Consider the following 19,814-nt stretch of genomic DNA (forward strand, 5'->3'; position numbering starts at 1 on the left):
CGCATTAGCGTGGGTACCGGCCCCTCCGGTTCCGCCATGCGCCCGTCCAAGACCGACCTCGCCCGCACCACGCTCCAGGCCCATGGCGGCACGTTGGGCATGCGCGAGCGCCGGGCGCTGATCCTGTGCGATGGCCAGCGCGGGCTGGACGAACTCGTGCAATTGCTGGGACAGGATGCGCCGCTGCTGATCCAGCGTCTGGTGCGAGACGGCTACCTCGCGGCATCGTCATCGGCGACTGCAACTGCACCCTCGCCCGCGACATCGACCGCACCCGCCGGACCACGGCGCTCACGGGTAGCCGCCCGGATCTATCTGTCGGGCATGCTGGAACTGCATCGCGATGCGGAGGCGCGACATCATCGCGACCGCCTGCAGTCGCGGCTCGACGATGACGCGATGCTCGAGGTACTCGCCGACGCGGTGCGGTTCCTCGAAGGTCGCGTGGCGGCGACGCTGGCTCAGCGCATCCGCGAACGCCTGCTCGAAGCGCTGCCGCTGGAAGACGTGCCACTGCTGCAGGCACGCCTCGCGCCGGAAGACGACGCCCTCGCCCTGCCGTGAGGTCGCTCAGCCCTGCGGCGGCGCGAAGTGCTTGCGCAAACCGGCCCAGCAGGCCTGATAGTCGCGCTGCCGGTGCGGGGCTTCGACGGCCTGGCGCGTGGGACGGATCACCGCGCGCGTTTCGAACATGAAGGCCATCGTGCCGGTGATGACATCGGGCTTGGACAGATCGGCGCCCGACGCTTTCTCGAACGTCGCCGCATCCGGCCCGTGCCCGGTCATGCAGTTGTGCAGCGAAGCGCCGCCGGGCGCGAAGCCCTCGGCCTTGGCGTCGTAGACGCCCTGGATCAGCCCCATGAACTCGCTGGCGATATTGCGATGGAACCACGGCGGCCGGAACGTGTCCTGCGCCACCAGCCAGCGCGGCGGGAAGATCACGAAATCCATGTTGCCCACACCGGGGGTATCGCTGGGCGAAGTGAGCACCAGGAAGATCGACGGATCCGGATGGTCGTAGCTGATCGAGCCAATCGTGTTGAAGCGGCGCAGGTCATAGCGGTAAGGCGCGTAGTTGCCGTGCCAGGCCACCACGTCGAGCGGCGAATGGCCGATGTCCGCGCGCCACAGGTGGCCCTGGAACTTGGCGATCAGTTCGAACTCGCCCTCGACGTCCTCGTACGCGGCGACCGGCGTTTCGAAGTCGCGCGGATTGGCCAAACCGTTCGAGCCGATCGGCCCCAGGTCCGGCAGGCGGAGCTGCGCGCCGAAGTTCTCGCAAACATAGCCGCGCGCCTCACCGTCGGGCAGTTCGACCAGAAAGCGCACGCCGCGCGGAATCACCGCGATCTGCTGCGGCTCGATGTCGATCACACCGAACTCGGTGGCAATACGCAGGCTGCCCTGCTGCGGGACGATCAGCAGTTCGCCGTCGGCATCGTAGAAGTAGCGGCCCTGCATCGACCGGTTGGCCGCATACAGATGGATACCCACGCCGTGCTGGGCTTCCGGCGCGCCGTTCCCGGCCATGGTGTAGAGGCCATCGACGAAATCGGTGGGCGTCTCCGGCATCGGCAACGGCGACCAGCGCATCTGGTCCGGCGACACCGGACCGGCGCTGAAATCGCTGTGCAGGCGATGCTGCGCGTACGGCGCGAAAGTGCCGTGCATCGCCGCTGGGCGGATGCGGTACAGCCAGCTGCGGCGGTTCTCCGCCCGCGGCGCGGTGAACGCCGTGCCGCTGAGCTGCTCGGCGTACAGGCCGTGCGCGACCCGCTGCGGTGAATTGCGACCCTCGGGCAACGTGCCCGCGACCGCTTCCGTGGCGAAGTGGTTGGCGAAGCCGGTCTGGTAATCCGATGCGCTCATGCCGCGTGGACCTCGGGAGATGGTGCGATTACAGCACGCCGCGCTTCATCTGGTCGCGCTCGATGCTCTCGAACAGCGCCTGGAAGTTGCCTTCGCCGAACCCTTCGTTGCCCTTGCGCTGGATGATCTCGAAGAAGATCGGGCCCAGCGCGTTCTGGGTGAAGATCTGCAGCAGCTTGCGTTCCTTGGTCTCGACGTCGGCATCGATCAGGATCTTGTTGCGCGCCAGGCGCGCGACGTCTTCGCCATGGTTCGGGATGCGTTGGTCGATCACGTCGAAATAGGTATCCGGCGTGTCGAGGAACTCGACGCCCGATGCGCGCATCTTCTCCACCGTGGTGTAGATATCGTCGGTGAAGCAGGCGATGTGCTGGATGCCCTCGCCTTTGTAGGCGTCGAGGTACTCGTTGATCTGGCTCTTCGGGTCGCTGGACTCGTTGAGCGGGATGCGCACCATGCCGTCCGGCGCGGTCATCGCCTTGGACAACAGGCCGGTCTTGGCGCCCTTGATGTCGAAGTAGCGAATCTCGCGGAAGTTGAACAGCCGCTCGTAGTAGTCCGCCCACTTGGCCATGTTGCCGTGGTAGAGGTTGTGGGTCAGGTGATCGATGAAGGTCAGCCCGAAGCCCTTCGGCATCAGCTCCACGTCCGGCAGGTACTCGTAGTCCGGGTCGTGGATGGTGCCTTCGGTGTCGTAGCGGTCGACGATGTAGAGCATGCAGTCGCCGATGCCCTTGATGACCGGCGCGGCGACGGCCTTGGTCAGTTCGTCGGCGGCGTCGAACGACTCGGCGCCGTTCTTCAGCGCCTGCACGCGCGCCCATTCGGCGAGCTTGTTCACACGGATCGCGAAGCCGCAGGCGCTCGGGCCGTGCTTGGCGGCGAAGCGCGCGGCGAAGGAATCCGGATCCTCGTTGATGAGGAAGGTGCAATCGCCCTGACGATAGGTGCTGATGGGCCGCGTCTTGTGGCGCGCGACCTGGACGAAGCCGAGCTTGCGGAAGTAGTCGTGCAGCTGGTGGGCCTGCCCGGCGGGCGCGGCGAACTCGACGAATTCGAACCCGTCGATGCCCATCGGGTTGTCGAAGGTGGTCGGTTTCATGCCGGTATTGGGTTGTGCGTTCATGGGGCACCTCGCTAGGCTTGCCGGGATACGCTCCAATATAGTTTCAGCTGAAACCACCCACAAGTAGCAGCGCAGCATGAGCCAGCCAGCCAGCCCCGCCATCCACGCCGATTTCGACCTCGACCGCCTGTTCTCCTACCGGTTGAGTGTGCTCTCCAACCGTATCAGCGGGGCGATTTCCCGCGAATACCACCGCCGTTTCGGCCTGGCCATCACCGAATGGCGGGTCATGGCCGTGCTGGGGCGCTTCCCGGGCCTGTCCGCCGGCGAGGTCGCCAACCGGACCGCCATGGACAAGGTGGCCGTCAGCCGGGCGGTGGCCCGCCTGCTGGAGCGGGCGCTGATCCAGCGCGAGATCCACGGGGACGACCGCCGCCGCTCGGTGCTGGCGCTGACCGACGAGGGCTTCCGGGTCTACGACGAAGTCGCCCCGATGGTGATCGAGTACCACCAACGCATGCTGGAGCCGCTGAGCGACGAGGAACGTGCGATGCTCGATCAGTTGATCGACAAGCTGGCCGGCGAAGGCGTGAAGCGCATCGAAGGCTGAAGCCTTTCTGCGGATAGAAAAACGGCGGCCATGGGCCGCCGTTTTTTGTTGGCGTCCGGCGAGTGCCGGGACGCCAGGGAATTACTTCACGCCGTGCATCAGCTTCTGGATCAGCGGCGCGATCACGAACAGCAGCACGCCCGGGATCACCAGCGCCCAGAAGCCGAAGGTATAGCCGCCCAGCGCGGATTCCACGTTCATGCCGCTCTCGCCACTGACATGCGCGGCGAAGATGCCCGACAGGTTGTTGCCGATGCCGGTGGACAGGAACCAGCCGCCCATGCCGAAGCCGACCAGGCGCAGCGGCGCCAGCTTGGTCACCATCGACAGGCCGATCGGCGACAGGCAGAGCTCGCCGACGGACTGGATCACGTAGACCATGAACAGCGTCCAGAACGGGATCTTCAGCGTCTGCGGGTCCACCAGGCTGGACAGCGCGAACATCAGCAGCAGGAACGCCAGGCCATTGAAGATCAGGCCCAGGCCGAACTTGCGCGGAATCGACGGGTTGGCCTTGCCCATCTTCACCCACAGCCACGCCAGCACCGGCGCCAGCGTGATGATGGCCACCGAGTTGACCGACTGGAACCAACCCACCGGGAACGTCCAGTCGCCGAAGGTGCGGTTGACGATGTTCTGGGCGAGGAAGTTGAACGAGCTGCCGGCCTGCTCGAAGAAGCACCAGAAGATGATGTTGAAAGTGAAGATGATCAGCATCGCGATGACCATGTCGCGCTGCTTGGGTCCGTTGCGGATGCCCTCCACCAGCAGCAGCACGCCCAGCGCGATGAACAGGATGGTCAGCGGCACCTGCAGGACCTTGCTGTCCAACGCGAGCAGGAAATAGAAGGCCGGGATGGCGGCGAGCGCGCCGATGGCCGTAGCGATCACGCGACCGCCACCCGAACCTTCCGGCGGTGTGCCCACGCCCTTGAGCTGGGCGCGACCGAACCAGAACCACACCAGGCTGATCAGCATGCCGATGCCGGAAGTGATGAAGACCACCTTGTAGGCCGGCATCGCTTCGCTGCCGAACACCTTGTCGGCCAGCCAGCCGGTCAGGATCGGCGAGATCATCGCGCCCAGGTTGATGCCCATGTAGAACAGGGTGAAGCCCGAATCGCGGCGCTCGTCGCCGGTGGTGTACAGCTTGCCCACCATCGTCGAGATGTTCGGCTTGAACAGGCCGTTGCCGACGATGATCGTGGCCAGGCCGAGCTTGAAGATGTTCTCGCTCGGTACCGCGATCATGAAGAGACCCGCCGCCATGATGATGGCGCCGAGCAGGATGGAACGTTGGTAGCCGATCACGCGGTCAGCGACGTAACCGCCGAAGATCGCCGCGGCATACACGAGCGCCAGATAGGCGCCGTAGACCTGGTTGGCCGGGGCCTCACCGGTGCCGCTGCCCTGGTAGAACTGGGCCACGATGTAGAGCACCAGTGCCCAGCGGATGCCGTAGAACGCGAAGCGTTCCCAGAACTCGGTCATGAAGAGCATCCACAACGGACGCGGATGGCCCATGACCTGGGCGTAGTCGGGAACGTGCCCCGGTTGCGTATTGACGGCTCCGCTCATGCGGGCTCCCCCTAGAAAAAGTGGTTCAGGATTTCGGTTTCCCCTGCAACGAGCGCAGGGGACGGGCGAGGATCACCGACCCGGCGTGCCCCCGTCAAATCGCTGAAACACCGGTGGTGTAACGGCCGTTTGGCCTGTTCAGCGAATCAATTCGCTGATTTCCAAGGGATTTCGATCCGGACGACCCCGCTCGCCCATCAACGATCGGGGCCGATCGAGGTGCGCACGTCGAACAGTTCCGGGAAGAAGGTCAGCTCCAGCGCCTGGCGCAGGAAGCCCACGCCGCTCGAGCCGCCGGTGCCGCGCTTGAAGCCGATGATGCGCATCACGGTGCGCATGTGGCGGAAGCGCCACAGCTGGAACTGGCTCTCCAGGTCCACCAGGTCCTCGCACAGCGAGTACTCGCGCCAGTAGCGGTCGGTGTCCTCGTAGATCGCTTCGAACACCGGCAGCAGGGCGGTATCGGCGGCATGCGACTGGCGCCACTCGCGCTGCAGGTGCTGCGCGGGGATCGCATGGCCCCAGCGGGCGAGGTACATCAGGAACTCGTCGTACAGGCTGGGCGCGTCCAGCACGGCCTCCAGGCCGGCGTGGCCTTCCGGATCGTGGGCGAACACCTTCAGCATCGCCGCGTTCTTGTTGCCCAGCAGGAATTCGATGGTGCGGTACTGCAGCGACTGGAAGCCCGACGACGGGCCCAGCAGGTCGCGGAAGCCCATGTATTCGGACGGTGTCAGCGTCTCCAGCACCGACCATTGCTCGGTCAGCTGGCGCAGCACCTGCTTGGCGCGCGCCATCACCTTGCGGCACTGCCAGACCTGGTCGCGCTGGAGGAAACCGATCGCCGCGCGAAGCTCGTGGATCATCAGCTTCATCCACAGCTCCGAGACCTGGTGCTGCACGATGAAAAGCATCTCGTCGTGGTGCGGCGGGTCCGACACCGGGTGCTGCGCGGACAACAGGCGGTCCAGCTGCAGGTAGCCGCCATAGCTCATGCGGCCGGAGAGGTCGGTGTGGATGCCTGCTTCCAGCGGGCGCTCGTTCTTTTCTACGGCCATCCGTCGATCAACCGGGACGCCACCTGGGCGGCGGCGGGGGCGCCAGCGTAACCGATGAGGGCGGGCGACCCGGGCAAGGTGATGGAAAACCGACACTTATGTCATGCCCATGCAATGCGTGTACCACAGGCTTCCGCTACATTGCGTCGGCCGGGGGCGGCACCGCTCCCGCGGGGGTCGGCGTTCAATCCACTGAGGGAGAGTCCGTAACATGGAAATGCCACGGGGCCGCCTTGCGGCCGTGTTCGCGTCTTGCGCCTTGCTGTTTGCCGCCTCGTCGGCACAGGCACAGGTGGTCATCAGCCAGGTCTACGGCGGCGGCGGCAACAGCGGCGCCACGCTGAAGAACGACTTCATCGAGTTGCGCAACAACGGCCCCACCGCGGTCGACCTGACCGGCTGGAGCGTCCAGTACACCTCGTCCGCGGGCACCACCTGGAGCGGGCGCACCAACCTGGCGGGCACGATCCCGGCCGGCGGCTTCTACCTGGTCCAGCAGGCGCAGGGCGCCGGCGGCACGGTGGACCTGCCTGCACCTGACGCGGTGGGCACCATCGCGATGAGCGGCACCGCCGGCAAGGTCGCGCTGAGCCGCAGCACCACGGCGCTGACGGGCGCCTGCCCGACCGCCGATGCGAACGTGGTCGACTTCGTCGGCTTCGGTAGTGCGGCCAACTGCTTCGAAGGCAGCACGCCGACCGGCACGCTCAGCAACACCACCGCCGCGCTGCGTGGCGGCGACGGCAGCATCGACACCAACAACAACGGCGCCGACTTCGCGGTCGGTGCGCCGAATCCGCGCAACAGCGGCGCCGAGCCGCCGGAACCGCCCGATCCGCCGCTGGCGCTGACCATCGCGCAGATCCAGGGCAACGGCCTGCTGTCGCCGCACAACGGCAAGCGCGTGGTGACCGAAGGCATCGTCACCGCGATCAAGTTCAACAACGGCTTCTTCCTGCAGGCCGCCAACGACGATGGCGACCCGGCCACGTCCGATGCCGTGTTCGTATTCACCAGCAGCGCGCCGCCCGCCACCGCCGCCGTCGGCAACCGCGTGCGCGTGACCGGTACGGTCGAGGAATACACCCCGTCGTCCAATCCGCACCAGCTGGCCATCACCGAGATCGTCACCCCGACGCTCGAAGTGCTGGAAACCGGCGTCGCCCTGCCCGCCGCGATCGAACTGACCGCCGCCGAGCTGGGTCCTGACGCCCTGCCCGGCACGCTGGAACGCCTGGAAGGCATGCGCGTCAGCGTCGCGCAGTCGGTGGTGATCGCCCCGTCGGGCGGCAGCATCGACGAGAACGATGCGCTGTCCTTCAGCGACGGCGTTTTCCACGTGGCCCTGCCTGGCGTGGCGCGTCCGTTCCGTGAGTCTGGCATCGCCGTGATGGATGCCATCACCCTGCCGGCCGGCAAGAACCCGCCGCGCTTCGACACCAATCAGGAACGCCTGATGGTGCGCAGTCGCGGCCAGGTCGGCGCGTCGCCGCTCTCGGCCGACACCGGTGCCGACGTCGCCGGCCTGCTCGGCGTGCTCGACTACTTCGCCGGCACGTGGGCGCTGCTGCCCGACGTGGCCACGCCGCCGACGGTCACCGGCGGCATGTCGCCGGAAGCCGTCAACGATGCCGCCTACGATGAAGTCACCGTCGGCAGCTTCAACCTGCTGCGCCTGTTCGACGAGGTCAACGACAGCAACGGCGCGGTGACACTGACGCCGGAAGCGTTGGACAAGCGCCTGGCCAAGGCGGCGTTGGCGATCTGCGACTACCTGAAGACCCCGGACATCCTGGGCGCGGTGGAAGTGGAGAACCTGCGCGTGCTGCAGTTGCTCTCCGAGCGCATCGACGCGACCTGCGCCACGCGCCCGGGCTATGTGCCGTACCTGCAGCCGGGCAACGACGTGGGCGGCATCAACGTCGGCTTCCTGGTCAGTTCGCGCCTGACCGCGGACGGCATCGCCCGCGTGGAAGTGCTGGACGTCGCACAGTTCGGCAAGGAAACCACCATCGCCAACCCGAACGGCACCACCAGCCTGCTCAACGACCGTCCGCCGCTGCGCCTGCGCGCCCGCGTGCACCAGGACGGCACGTCGAGCTACCCGCTGACGGTCGTCGTCAACCACCTGCGTTCGCTCAACGACATCAACGACACCCTGCCCGGCAGCAGCGGCTGGGCGACCGGCGGCGAACGCGTGCGGGTGAAGCGCGGCGCCCAGGCGGTCTACCTGGCCCAGTTGGTGCAGGAGATGCAGCAGGCGAACCCGGACGAGAAGATCGTGCTGGTCGGCGACTTCAACGCGTTCGAGTTCAACGACGGCTATGTCGACGTGATGGGCATCATCAAGGGGGAAGCCGCGACGGAAGACCAGGTGCTGACCTGGATGGCCAGCCCGGTCACCACGCCGCTGGTCGATGGCTCGCAGCTGATCGCCGATCCGGCGCAGCGCTACTCGTATTCGTTCGAGGGCAATGCGCAAACGCTGGACCACGTACTGGTCAACGAAGCCCTGGTGATGGACGCCGGCCTGCGCGTGGACCATGCGCGCATCAACGCGGACTTCGGCGTGGACAACTTCGGCGATGCCACGCTGGCCCTGCGTTCGTCCGACCACGACCCGGTGCGCCTGAGCATCCGCGTGCCGTCCTTCGCCCGCGCCGACCTGTCGGCCACCGTCGGCGCAGACCGCACCACCGCCAACGTGGGCGAGACCGTCCGCTACACCGCCGCGGTGCGCAACGCCGGTCCCGGCGCGGCATCGCCGGCGGCGTTCGCCTTCGTGTTCTCGGCCGAACTGTCGCCGTCGCTGGCCACGCTGCCGGCCGGCTGGAGCTGCGGCGCGGCGGAAGTGACCGCCGGCACCACCCGCGTGGCCTGCACCACGCCGGCGCTGGCCGTGGGCAGCGACGCCACGTTCGCGATCGACGCCGTCGTCCCCGCCAGCGCCGCGGGCGCCACGCTGGGCCTGGGCGTGTCGGCGAACTCGACCGTGCTCGACCCGGCCAATGGCGACAACACCGCCGCCGTGTCGGTGGCCGTGGCCGCGCTGCCGCAGACCCGCGCCGACCTGTCGGTGCAGCTGCTCGGCGCCGCCCTGCCGCTGCGTCGCGGCACCATCGCCACGCTGCTGGTGCCGGTGCGCAACGCCGGTCCCGATGCGGCCGAGCAGGTGACGGTGCGACTGACCAGCAACGTCGATGCCCGTTACGCCGCCGTCGCCGCCCCCAGTGGCTGGAGCTGCACCCGCGTGGAGGACACCACCGACGGCGCCGCCGCCGACTGCACGCGTCGTGGCGCCATGCCGCGCGGCGTGCAGACGCTGGCCTTCGCCCTGGTGGTGCCGGGCAAGCCGAAGCGCGGCACCGAACTGGAGTTCGATGCCACCGTCAGCAGCACGACGACGGATCCGAACCCCGCCAACAACCACGACCGGCTGGTCCAGCGCATCCGCTGAACTTTCCCGCCATCGTGGGGTCGACAGGGGCGCGGGCAACCGCGCCCCTTGTCGTTTGCGCAGCCCGCGACGCGCATCACGTCCGGCCCGCGCCGGCTGCAGGCAGGCTGACACCGAACGACAGCCGGGCAAGCGCCTGTTTCCGCACCGGTTTCTCCGTGCAGCCACCTGCCATGCACCCCCGTCTTGCTGCATTGCACGACAGCCGCCAGCCCCATCGCTCCTAAAATTACATTTGAAACCAATTCCGCCGGCCGACGAGAACACCGTCCAGATGACCACCGCCGCAAGCTTCGAGATCGAATACCTCCAGTACCTGGGCCCCGACGGCACCCTGGTGCGCAACGACCTGCCCGAGGCCGGGCGCGATATCGCCCGCCTGCGCGAGCTGTTCAAGCAGATGCTGTTCGTGCGCACCTTCGACACCAAGGCGATCGCCCTGCAGCGCACCGGCAAGCTGGGCACCTACGCCAGCTGCCTGGGCCACGAGGCCACCCATGTGGGCATCGGTGCCTCGATGCGTACTGGCGACGTCTACGCCCCCAGTTACCGCGAATACGGCGCGATGTTCATGCGCGGGGTGAAGCCGCGCGACGTGCTGATGTATTGGGGCGGCGACGAGCGCGGCAGCGACTTCGACCGCGACAGCGATGCGCGCATCGATTTCCCGTTCTGCGTGCCGATCTCCACCCAGTGCCTGCACGCCGCCGGTGCGGCGCTGTCGTTCAAGCTGCGCAAGCAATCGCACATTGCGGTGGCGACCTGCGGCGATGGTGGTTCGTCGAAGACCGACTTCTACGCCGCGCTGAATTCCGCCGGCGCCTATGAACTGCCGCTGGTGCTCGGCGTGATCAACAACGGCTGGGCGATCTCGGTGCCGCGCAGCGCGCAGACCGGCGCGCAGACGCTGGCGCAGAAGGGCCTGGCCGGCGGCCTGCACTGCCTGCAGGTGGACGGCAACGACCTGATCGCCGTGCTCGAGGGCATGCGCCGCGCCGGCGAGCGCGCCCGCAAGGGCCAGGGCGGCACGGTGATCGAGTTCGTCACCTACCGCCTGTCCGACCACACCACCGCCGACGACGCGCGCCGTTACCGCGACGACGCCGAGGTGAAGGCCGGCTGGGAACGCGAACCGATGACGCGCCTGCGCACCTGGCTGACCGCGCAGGGCGCGTGGAGCGACGCCGACGAGGCCGCATGGAAGGAAGAGTGCGGTGTGCGCGTGGACGAAGAGGTCAACAGCTACCTCAACACGCCGGTGCAGCCGGTCGAGGCGATGTTCGACTACCTGTACGCGGATCCGCCGCCGGAACTGTTGCAGCAACGCGCCGCCGCGATCGCCGCGGAGGGCCGCGCATGAGCGCCGTGATGGAGAACAAGACCGTGGCCAAGACGCAGAACGCCGAGACCGTGGCCGCCCCGACGGCGATCACTCTGATCGAAGCCATCACCCAGGCGTTGGCGTGGGAGATCGCGCACGACGATTCCGTGCTGGTACTGGGCGAGGACGTGGGCGTGAACGGCGGCGTGTTCCGCGCCACCGCGGGCCTGCAGCAGAAGTTCGGCCCGGAGCGCGTGCTCGACACGCCGCTGGACGAAACCACTATCGCCGGCCTGACCGTCGGCCTGGCGGCGCAAGGCATGAAGCCCGTGGCAGAAGCGCAGTTCGACGGCTTCGTCTACCCGATGGTCGATCACATCATCTGCCACGCCGCCCGCCTGCGCACCCGCACGCGCGGCCGCCTGCACTGCCCGATGGTGCTGCGCGTGCCGTGGGGCGGCGGCATCCGCGCGCCGGAGCACCACAGCGAAGCCAACGAAGCGATCTTCACCAACGTGCCGGGCCTGCGCGTGGTGATGCCGTCCTCGCCGCAGCGCGCCTACGGCCTGCTGCTGGCCGCGATCCGCGATCCGGACCCGGTCATCTACATGGAGCCCAAGCGCATCTACCGCCAGTACAAGGAAGTGGTCGCCGACGACGGTGAAGCGCTGCCGCTGGACGTGTGCTACGTACTGCGCGACGGTACCGACGTGACCCTGGTGACCTGGGGCGCGCAGGTGAAGGAAGCGCTGGAAGCGGCCGACAAGCTGGCCGGCGAAGGCATCAGCGCCGAAGTCATCGACGTGGCCACGCTGCGTCCGCTCGATTTCGACACCATCGCCGAATCCGTGGCCCGCACCGGCCGCTGCGTGATCGTGCACGAAGCGCCGCGCACCGCGGGCTTCGGCGCCGAGATCGCCGCGCGCCTGGCCGAACACTCGATGTACGACCTGCTGGCCCCGGTCGAGCGCGTCACCGGCTACGACACCCACATTCCGCTGTTCCGCCTGGAAATGAAGTACCTGCCCAGCGTCGACAAAATCGTCGCGGCGGCGAAGCGGGCGATGGCGAACGGCTGACCGCGCGTCGGCCCACGAACGACTACGAAGAGATATCCGAATGAGCGAGAGCAAGACCTTCCACCTTCCCGACCTGGGCGAAGGCCTCCCGGACGCCACCATCGTCGAATGGTTCGTCAAGGAAGGCGACGTGATCCGGCTGGACGAACCGCTGGTGTCGATGGAGACCGCGAAGGCCGTGGTCGAAGTGCCCTCCCCGGTGTCCGGCAAGGTGGTGAAGCTCGCCGGCGCGGCGGGCGATGTGGTCATCACCGGCAGCATGCTGGCCGTGTTCGAGCCCGATGCCAGCCTGCCGCAGCGTGCGGAGGGCCAGGACACCGGCCATCACCATGGCCCGCCCAAGGAGCAATCCGCACCGGCTGCGGTCGCAGCACCCGCACCGGCGGCGAACGACGGCGGTGAGCGCGATGATGCCGGCACCGTGGTCGGTGCCATGCAATCGTCCAACACCGTGCACGCCGAGCAGGCGATCGCGGTGGGTGGCGTCAAGGCTATGCCCGCCGTGCGCGCGATGGCGAAGAAGCTCGGGGTGGACCTCGCACGCGTGCGCGCCACCGGCGCCGATGGCGCGGTGACGATGCAGGACGTGAAGCAGGCCGCGGCCGACGGCACCGCGCATGGTGCCGCGACGCCCGCCCCTGCCGCCACGCGCAACGTCGCTCCCGCTGCCGCATCGGCACCCGTCGCGGCCCCGCAGCGGACCGCGCTGTCCGCGAGCGGAAAGCCGATGCGCACGCAGCCGCCGGGCGTCTCGGTCAGCGGCCAGCCGGAACAACTCAAGGGCGTGCGCCGGAACATGGCGCGCGTGATGGCCGATGCGCATGCCAAGGTCGTGCCGACCACGCTCAGCGACGACGCCGACGTGCATGCCTGGACGCCCGGCAACGACATGACCGGCCGCCTCGTCCGCGCCATCGTCCGCGCCTGCAAGACGGTGCCGGCGATGAACGCCTGGTTCGATGGCGAGAAGCTCACCCGCACGCTGCACCCGCATGTCGACATCGGCATCGCCGTGGATACCGATGACGGTCTGTTCGTCCCCGCGCTGCGCAATGCGGACCTGCTGGAGGCCGGCGGCGTGCGCGAGAGCATCAACCGCCTGCGCGCGCAGGTGGAAGACCGCAGCATCCCGCCGTCGGAGCTGACCGGCTACACGATCTCGCTGAGCAACTTCGGCATGTTCGCTGGCCGCTACGCCACGCCGGTGGTGGTGCCGCCGTGCGTGGCCATCGTCGCCGCGGGTCGCGCGCGCCATCAGGTCACGCCGGTGATGGGCGGCTTCGAATCGCACAAGGTGATCCCGCTGTCGGTGACGTTCGACCACCGCGCCTGCACGGGCGGCGAAGCCGCGCGCTTCCTCAAGGCATTGATCGACGATCTGGCCCTGCCTCAATAACGCGGGCGTCGTACAAGTGAGCGACGCAGAGGTACGTCGCTCACTCCACCAGCGCTGTGGGATGAGGACAACACGCGTCCGCGAAGCGTGGCAGGATGCTGCGGTGATCCCACCGCAGGAGTCGCCATGAGCCACCGCAGCCGCCTCGCCGGTTTCATCATCGACAGCCAGGTCGACGACCTGCCCGCCGCCTCCGCCTTCTGGAGCGCCGCCCTGGGGTTGAAGGTCACCGATCCCGACGACGGCGGCCTGGGCATCTACGACAAATTCGAGCCCGGCCCGGGCGGCCTGCATATCGAAGTGCAGAAGGTGAAGCATGAAGCGCGCGTGCACCTGGATATCGAAACCGATGACATCGAGGCCGAAGTCATGCGCCTGGAGTCGCTCGGCGCGAAGCGGGTGCAGCACGTGCGAAACCGCTGGTGGGTGATGGAAGCACCTACCGGCCACCGCTTCTGCGTGGTGCCGATGAACGAGGACAGCGCGCGCGAAGCGCCCAACCGCTGGCCCTGACGCGTCAGCGCGACAGGATCGCCTGCTCGCTCCAGAACGTCAGCAGGCGCATCAGTCCGGGCGACGAACCGGCATGGTCTTCCAACCAGGGGGCGTCGCGCTGCCACTGCGCCTGGCTCAATTGCTGCACGACGCTTTGCGGCGCCTCCGAAAACCCCATGTGCCAGCGCTGGAACCGGCGCGCGTCCAACCGTCCCTGCTCCAGGATCTCCAACCGGTGATGTTGGCTGGCGCGCGTGATCCGCGCATAGATCTGCTCCACGTCCGCGCGCGTCCCCTCGAGGTACTGCACGAACTGGCGGTCGCCGTACAGCAGCACGCCGGTGACGTTCGCCAGTTCGTTATTGATGCGCGCATCCAGCAGCAGGATGTCCAGGTCCGACGCATCCAGCGGGCGCGAGGCCTGGCTCTGGTAGACGAGTGCGTGGAGAGGCGCCATGGAATTCGCCGAAGAGGCCGACAGGACGCGCAGCATAGCGCGTGCCGCCCCCCGAGCGGCGCGCTCTCGTGCTACTCGCGTTCGGCGCGGCTGCGTTCGCGCGCGGCCCTGAACTCCGATCCGTCCAGCCAATGCGGCCATGTATCGCCGTCGGCGATCTCGCGACCGAGCACGTAGAGGATCTCCACGTCCTGCGTCTGTCCGTGCGCATTCCACGTCGACGTCCAGGCGTCGCAGGCCTGGTGGTAGCACTTGGCGAAGTACGCATCGCGCAGGGCCTTGCCGCTCGCGACGCCACCGTCCATGCGATCCAGCCCCGCGCCCACGGTGATCGCCGGCACGCCAGCCCGAGCGAACGCGAAATGGTCAGCGCGATAGAAGAAACCTGCTTCCAGATTGGGGTCCGGCGAGTACGTCCGCCCTTGTGCCTCGGCGACGCGCTTCAGGTCGCCCTCCAGCGACACCCGTCCGTTGCCCCACGAGGCGATGTCGCGCGTGGGGCCGTCGGGGCTGAGCATCTCGATGTTCAGCACCGCGGCGGTCTTCGCCAACGGCACCAGCGGATTCGCCGCGTAGAACGTCGCACCCTGCAAACCCTTCTCTTCCGCCGTCAGCGCCATGAACAGCAGCGTCCGCTGTGGCCGCGGGCCGGCAGCAAACACGCGCGCCAGTTCGATCACCGCCGCCACGCCGGTCGCGTTGTCGACCGCGCCGTGGCGCACCGGGTCACCGGCCGCATCGGGTTCGCCGATGCCGAACGCGTCCCAATGGGCCGAATAGATGACGGTCTCATCGGGACGCTGCGCACCCTCCAGCCGGCCGATGACGTTCCGCGTGACCACTTGGTCGCGTTTGATGGCGAATGCGGCGGACAGCGTCGCATCGCCCAGCGCCACCGGCGTGAACGCCTTCGTCTGCGCACGACGCTTCTCCGCATCGAAATCCAGCCCGGCGCGCTTGAACAGCGAGACCGCGAGATCGCGCTGCATCCAGCCGCGCAGCCGCGTGTGGTACTTCGCCGCATCCGGACGCGGAATGTCGAACACCGCCGACAGGCCGGAGGCGCGCACCGTCGCCCAGCCATACGCGGCCGGCGCGGTCTCATGGACGATCAGAACGCCTGCGGCGCCTTGGCGCGCGAGCTCCTCGTACTTGTACGTCCAACGACCGTAGTAGGTCACCGCACGCCCATCGAAGGCACCCGGCGCGTCGGTCTCGAAATCCGGATCGTTGACTAGAACCACGGCAACCTTGCCGGCGAGATCGGCATCCTTGAAATCATCCCAGCCGCGTTCCGGCGCATCGATGCCGTAGCCCACGAAGACCAGCGGCGCGTCGGCCAGCGCGATGCGGTCGACCGGGCTCAGGCTCTGCAGCACCACGTCTTCGCCGTTGGCGAGCACCTGCGTTTCACCGCCGATGCGCAGTGATGCCGTCACCGCCCCCTCCACCTGCGCGCGCACCAGCGGCACCGCCTGCGTCCAGCCGCCCTCCTCGCCTCCCGGCTGCACGCCGGCCTGCTTCAGCGCATCGACGACATAGGCGATCGTCTTGTCTTCACCGGGGGTCGCCGGCGCGCGACCTTCGAACGCATCGGACGCCAGCACGCGCACGTGGCGCGACAGGTTGTCGGCACTGATACCGCCACCCGGGACGTCCGCAGCGAGCGCGGGCACCGCGCACAAGGAAAGCAGCATCGGAAGCGCGCGTTTCATGGAGATCAACCTCGTTCTATCGTCGCCGCGATTCTAAGGGATGCTTCCCCGAACGCCCTCACGGTCGCCCACGATCGAGCCACACGCCAAGACCCTGCGCATTCAACTCGATGTCCATGGCCAGGATGCGTTCGACATCTTCATCTGCCAACGGCACCTGCAATGCGTGGGCACGCTCCAGGTAGAGCGCCGTGAGACCCGCGGTGAGGCAACGGTGCCGGTCCGCGCGCCCGTCGCAACTGTCGGCAATGGCCACCATCGCATCGATCTGCTCGTACAAGGCCTGCGCCAGGCGCGGCACGTCGGACACGGGCCCGTAATGGGTGAGGTACATGGCCTCGGGCGCGCGTTCGACCATGCGCGCGATGCTGGCCTTCAGCGCCGCAGGTTCGAATTGCACGGGCGTGGTCGTCGGCAGGATGAAGGCGCCCTGTGGCCCATCCAGTTCGCGATAGGACAGCCCGAACGTGTCCCCGGTGAACCAACTCCGGCTGCGCGTATCCCAGATGCAGTGGTGGTGCCGTGCGTGACCCGGCGTATCGATGCACTCCAGCGCGCGGCCGGCCAACAGCACTGTCTCGCCATCGTCGACGATGCGCACGCGCGCCTCCGGCACGGGCTGGATGGCACCGTAGCTGCGCTGCATCTCTTCTTCGCCATACACCGCGGTCGCCCCCGCGATGAGCTTCTCCGGGTCGATGAGGTGCGGCGCCGCACGCGGATGTGCGACCAGCGTGGCGTTCGGCAAGTGCTGCATCAGCAGGCCGGCGCCGCCGGCATGGTCGAGGTGCACGTGGGTGACGATCAGCAGGTCGATGTCGGCAGCGGCGAGGCCGGCGCGCTGCGCCGCCGCCAGCAACAGCGGTACGGAATGGTGGGTGCCGCAGTCGATGAACGCACCGCGACCTTCCTCGACGATCAGGTAGGCGGCGTCGAAGTGGTCGCGCTGGAACGCGGTGTCGATGGTGTGGATGCCGTGGAGGCTCATCCGCGGGCCTGTGTGGGGACGGATGACCCGATTCTAGTCCGCGATCCGCGACAGCACGACCCGCCTTTGGTGGAACACGCCATCCACGCTCAGGTCACCCGCGCGACAACCACCAGCCGCGCAGCGGCACCGCCAACGTCAGCACGAACAGGAAAGCACCGTAGGCGACGAGCGTCGCCAGCACCTGCTTCCAGATCGCGCCGGTGCCCACGTCGGACGCACCGAGCGCATACCCCCACTGCATGCCGATAAAGCTGAGCACGAAGGCCACCGCGAGCGCCGCGAGATCGAAGCCCTTGCGGCGCGCGTTGCGCGGCTGGCGCGGGAACAGCCAGTACAACGATCCCAGCAACAGGAACCACGGCAGGAACAGGATGACCGCCAGGTACGGCATGGCTCAAGCCTCCGCGGCGCGCAACGCGGCCAACGCCGCGAGCACATCACCGGCGGGGACCTGCAGCACGATCTCCGGCGTTTCCATCGCGTCCGCCTGCTCGGCCTGCTTGAGCACACCGATCAGCTTGCCGGCGTCCTTCGGCGAATCGAAGCCGTTGCTCTGCACCAGCACGTTGCCCTCGGCGTCCGTGAGCTTGAAGTAGAAGCGGCCATCGGTATCGCGGTACTGCTTGAACGCCGGCAACGCGGCCCTCGAGGCCGTGGCTTTCGCCTCGACCACCGGTTGCTGGGACAGGTCACGCAGGCCCACCGCATGGCGCAGCTCAGCCAGCAGCGGCGTGGCATAGCGCTCGCGCAGGCGGCGGGCGCCATCGCGCAGGATGGCTTCGATGTCGGCCGGCTTGGCCATTAGCGCTTCGTACTTCTCGCGCAGCGGTGCGATTTCCGCATCGATGCGTTCGAACAGCTGCTGCTTGGCGTCGCCCCAGCTGATGCCGTCGGCGAACTTCTGCGCGAATGCGCGCGTTTCCTCGGCGCTGCCGAAGGCTTGGTAGAGCTGGAACAGCGCCGAACCTTCGGTGTCTTTCGGCTCGCCAGGCCCGCGCGAGTCGGTCAGGATGGAGAACACCAGTTTCTTGAGCTCCTCGCGCGGTGCGAACAGCGGGATGGTGTTGTTGTAGCTCTTGCTCATCTTGCGCCCGTCCAAGCCGGGCAGCGTGGCGACGTTGTCGTCGATCAGCGCCTCCGGCAGGGTGAAGTACTCCTTGCCGTAGACGTGGTTGAAGCGCTGGCCGAAGTCGCGCGCCATCTCGATGTGCTGGATCTGGTCGCGACCCACCGGCACCTGGTGCGCGTTGAAGATCAGGATGTCGGCAGCCATGAGCACCGGGTACATGAAGAGGCCCGCGCTGACGCCGGCATCCGGGTCTTCGCCCTCGGCGTTGTTCTTGTCCACCGCGGCCTTGTAGGCATGCGCGCGGTTGAGGATGCCCTTGCCCGCCACGCAGGTCAGGAACCACGTGAGCTCGGTGATCTCCGGCACGTCGCTCTGGCGGTAGAACCAGACCTTGTCCGGCTCCAGGCCGCAGGCCAGCCAGGTCGCCGCGATCTCCAGCGTGGAACGCTGGGTGCGCGCCGGGTCCTGCGCCTTGATGAGGCTGTGCAGGTCGGCCAGGAAGTAGAAGCTCTCCGTGTCCGCGGCACGGCTGGCGGCCACGGCGGGGCGCACGGCGCCGACGTAGTTGCCCAGGTGCGGCGTGCCCGAGGTGGTGATGCCGGTAAGGACGCGGGTGGTCATGTGCGAAGCGGGGGCATGCGGGAAAGCGGCCAGTTTACCGGCTGGGGGCGGGCGATGCCGGTGGCCGGCCTGCGACACGGCGTCGCAGGCGCGGCCCACTGGCGGCTTAACCGGGGCAGGCATCGCCGTTCCAGGCAACCCCACTGCCGCCGACGATCCGTTCCCAGCATCGTCCCCACCTGGAGAACGGACATGCTGCATCGCATCCTCGCTTCCCTGGCTACGCTGGCGCTGCTCGCCGCGTGCGCCCCGTCCCATGCCCGCCCACTCGTGGACGTCAGCGTGGTCGACCGCGACACCGGCGAATGGCTGTCCCAACACCCCCACCGGGGCGATGTCTGGGTGGCCGGTTCGCCCGGTCATCGCTACAGCGTCCGCCTAACCAACACCACCGGCGAGCGCGTGCTGGTCGTGCTGTCGGTCGACGGTGTCAACGCGATCACGGGCCAGACCGCGCACCCTTCGCAAGCGGGCTACGTGCTGGAACCGTGGCAGACAACGGAGATCAACGGCTGGCGCAAGTCGATGCACGACGTGGCGCAGTTCGTCTTCACCGACCTCGGCGACAGCTACGCCGCACGTACCGGCCGGCCGCGCAACGTCGGTGTGATCGGCGTAGCGGCGTTCCGCGAAGCCCGTACCTACTATCCGCAATACACGCCGCCGCCGATCGCGCGGGGACGGATGGAAAAGCGAGGCGAAGCCAATGACGCCGCCGCGGCACCCGCGGACACGTCACGCGGAATTGCCGCCGAAGAATCCATGCGCCAGCAGAGCATCGGCACCGGGCACGGGGATCGCGAATGGGCCCCGACCTCGCGCACGGGTTTCGAACGCGCGACGCGCCAGCCGGAACAGGTGAGCGAAGTGCGCTACGACGACTACCGTCGCCTGGTCGCGCTCGGCGTGGTACCGCGGCGCCATGGCCCAATCTGGCGCGAGGACGCACCGTCCGCGTTCCCCGGCGGCTTCGTCGCCGATCCGCCGCGCTATCGTTGAGCGCAAAAACGCAGACGGGCCGCGCGAGGCGGC

The 19,814-nt window shown here is 67.8% G+C and carries 17 protein-coding genes; 8 read left to right on the forward strand and 9 right to left on the reverse strand.

Annotated elements, in window-relative coordinates:
- The first annotated feature begins 36 nt into the window (after positions 1-36).
- The gene (locus tag BM365_RS07665) at positions 37-564 is read left to right on the forward strand and encodes a hypothetical protein (RefSeq protein WP_093488031.1); all 528 of its coding nucleotides are present in this window, start codon (positions 37-39) and stop codon (positions 562-564) included.
- A 6-nt stretch (positions 565-570) separates the two neighbouring features.
- Here BM365_RS07665 and hmgA read toward each other — a convergent pair whose 3' ends face one another.
- Positions 571-1,869 carry a homogentisate 1,2-dioxygenase gene (gene hmgA, locus BM365_RS07670; protein WP_093488034.1) on the reverse strand — a complete coding sequence of 433 codons (1,299 nt, stop codon included), beginning with the start codon at positions 1,867-1,869 and terminating at the stop codon, positions 571-573.
- Positions 1,870-1,897: 28 nt separating this feature from the next.
- Positions 1,898-2,995, reverse strand: coding sequence for a 4-hydroxyphenylpyruvate dioxygenase (gene hppD / locus BM365_RS07675; RefSeq protein ID WP_093488036.1), 1,098 nt, complete (start codon positions 2,993-2,995; stop codon positions 1,898-1,900).
- Positions 2,996-3,071: 76 nt separating this feature from the next.
- Here hppD and BM365_RS07680 point away from each other — a divergent pair, with 76 nt between their 5' ends.
- Complete coding sequence (locus BM365_RS07680) at positions 3,072-3,545, forward strand: MarR family winged helix-turn-helix transcriptional regulator (protein WP_093488039.1); 474 nt, start codon at positions 3,072-3,074, stop codon at positions 3,543-3,545.
- 81 nt (positions 3,546-3,626) lie between these two features.
- Here the strand turns inward: BM365_RS07680 and BM365_RS07685 are convergent, their stop codons facing one another.
- Together BM365_RS07685 and BM365_RS07690 are read right to left on the reverse strand one after the other, a co-directional pair.
- Positions 3,627-5,123, reverse strand: a complete 1,497-nt coding sequence (locus BM365_RS07685) for a peptide MFS transporter (RefSeq protein WP_093488041.1) — start codon at positions 5,121-5,123, stop codon at positions 3,627-3,629.
- 197 nt (positions 5,124-5,320) lie between these two features.
- Positions 5,321-6,181: a tryptophan 2,3-dioxygenase gene (locus BM365_RS07690; RefSeq protein ID WP_093488043.1), complete on the reverse strand. Its 861-nt coding sequence runs from the start codon at positions 6,179-6,181 to the stop codon at positions 5,321-5,323.
- A 211-nt stretch (positions 6,182-6,392) separates the two neighbouring features.
- Here BM365_RS07690 and BM365_RS07695 point away from each other — a divergent pair, with 211 nt between their 5' ends.
- The 5 genes from BM365_RS07695 (at position 6,393) to BM365_RS07715 (ending at position 13,947) form a co-directional block, all read left to right on the forward strand.
- Entirely contained in the window at positions 6,393-9,638 is a 3,246-nt protein-coding gene (locus BM365_RS07695; protein WP_093488045.1) for a lamin tail domain-containing protein, read from the forward strand.
- A gap of 274 nt (positions 9,639-9,912) precedes the next feature.
- Complete coding sequence (gene pdhA / locus BM365_RS07700) at positions 9,913-10,998, forward strand: pyruvate dehydrogenase (acetyl-transferring) E1 component subunit alpha (protein ID WP_093488047.1); 1,086 nt, start codon at positions 9,913-9,915, stop codon at positions 10,996-10,998.
- Between the two features lie 8 nt (positions 10,999-11,006).
- Positions 11,007-12,038 (forward strand): alpha-ketoacid dehydrogenase subunit beta, encoded by a 1,032-nt coding sequence (locus BM365_RS07705; RefSeq protein WP_093489586.1) that lies wholly within the window; start codon positions 11,007-11,009, stop codon positions 12,036-12,038.
- Positions 12,039-12,078: 40 nt separating this feature from the next.
- Complete coding sequence (locus tag BM365_RS07710) at positions 12,079-13,434, forward strand: dihydrolipoamide acetyltransferase family protein (protein WP_093488049.1); 1,356 nt, start codon at positions 12,079-12,081, stop codon at positions 13,432-13,434.
- Between the two features lie 126 nt (positions 13,435-13,560).
- Positions 13,561-13,947 (forward strand): VOC family protein, encoded by a 387-nt coding sequence (locus tag BM365_RS07715; protein ID WP_093488051.1) that lies wholly within the window; start codon positions 13,561-13,563, stop codon positions 13,945-13,947.
- Positions 13,948-13,951: 4 nt separating this feature from the next.
- Here BM365_RS07715 and BM365_RS07720 read toward each other — a convergent pair whose 3' ends face one another.
- From BM365_RS07720 to BM365_RS07740, 5 genes are all read right to left on the reverse strand, one after another.
- The gene (locus BM365_RS07720; protein WP_158253539.1) at positions 13,952-14,386 is read right to left on the reverse strand and encodes a BLUF domain-containing protein; all 435 of its coding nucleotides are present in this window, start codon (positions 14,384-14,386) and stop codon (positions 13,952-13,954) included.
- A gap of 71 nt (positions 14,387-14,457) precedes the next feature.
- On the reverse strand, positions 14,458-16,101 hold the full coding sequence (locus tag BM365_RS07725; RefSeq protein ID WP_093488055.1) for a M28 family metallopeptidase: 1,644 nt from the start codon (positions 16,099-16,101) through the stop codon (positions 14,458-14,460).
- A 58-nt stretch (positions 16,102-16,159) separates the two neighbouring features.
- Positions 16,160-17,089 carry an MBL fold metallo-hydrolase gene (locus BM365_RS07730; RefSeq protein ID WP_093488057.1) on the reverse strand — a complete coding sequence of 310 codons (930 nt, stop codon included), beginning with the start codon at positions 17,087-17,089 and terminating at the stop codon, positions 16,160-16,162.
- Between the two features lie 94 nt (positions 17,090-17,183).
- Entirely contained in the window at positions 17,184-17,483 is a 300-nt protein-coding gene (locus BM365_RS07735; protein ID WP_093488059.1) for a hypothetical protein, read from the reverse strand.
- Positions 17,484-17,486: 3 nt separating this feature from the next.
- The gene (locus tag BM365_RS07740; RefSeq protein WP_093488060.1) at positions 17,487-18,782 is read right to left on the reverse strand and encodes a tryptophan--tRNA ligase; all 1,296 of its coding nucleotides are present in this window, start codon (positions 18,780-18,782) and stop codon (positions 17,487-17,489) included.
- 192 nt (positions 18,783-18,974) lie between these two features.
- Here BM365_RS07740 and BM365_RS07745 point away from each other — a divergent pair, with 192 nt between their 5' ends.
- Entirely contained in the window at positions 18,975-19,781 is an 807-nt protein-coding gene (locus tag BM365_RS07745) for a hypothetical protein (RefSeq protein ID WP_093488062.1), read from the forward strand.
- Positions 19,782-19,814: the final 33 nt, after the last annotated feature.

This window comes from Pseudoxanthomonas sp. YR558 (assembly GCF_900116385.1).
Lineage (GTDB): Bacteria > Pseudomonadota > Gammaproteobacteria > Xanthomonadales > Xanthomonadaceae > Pseudoxanthomonas_A.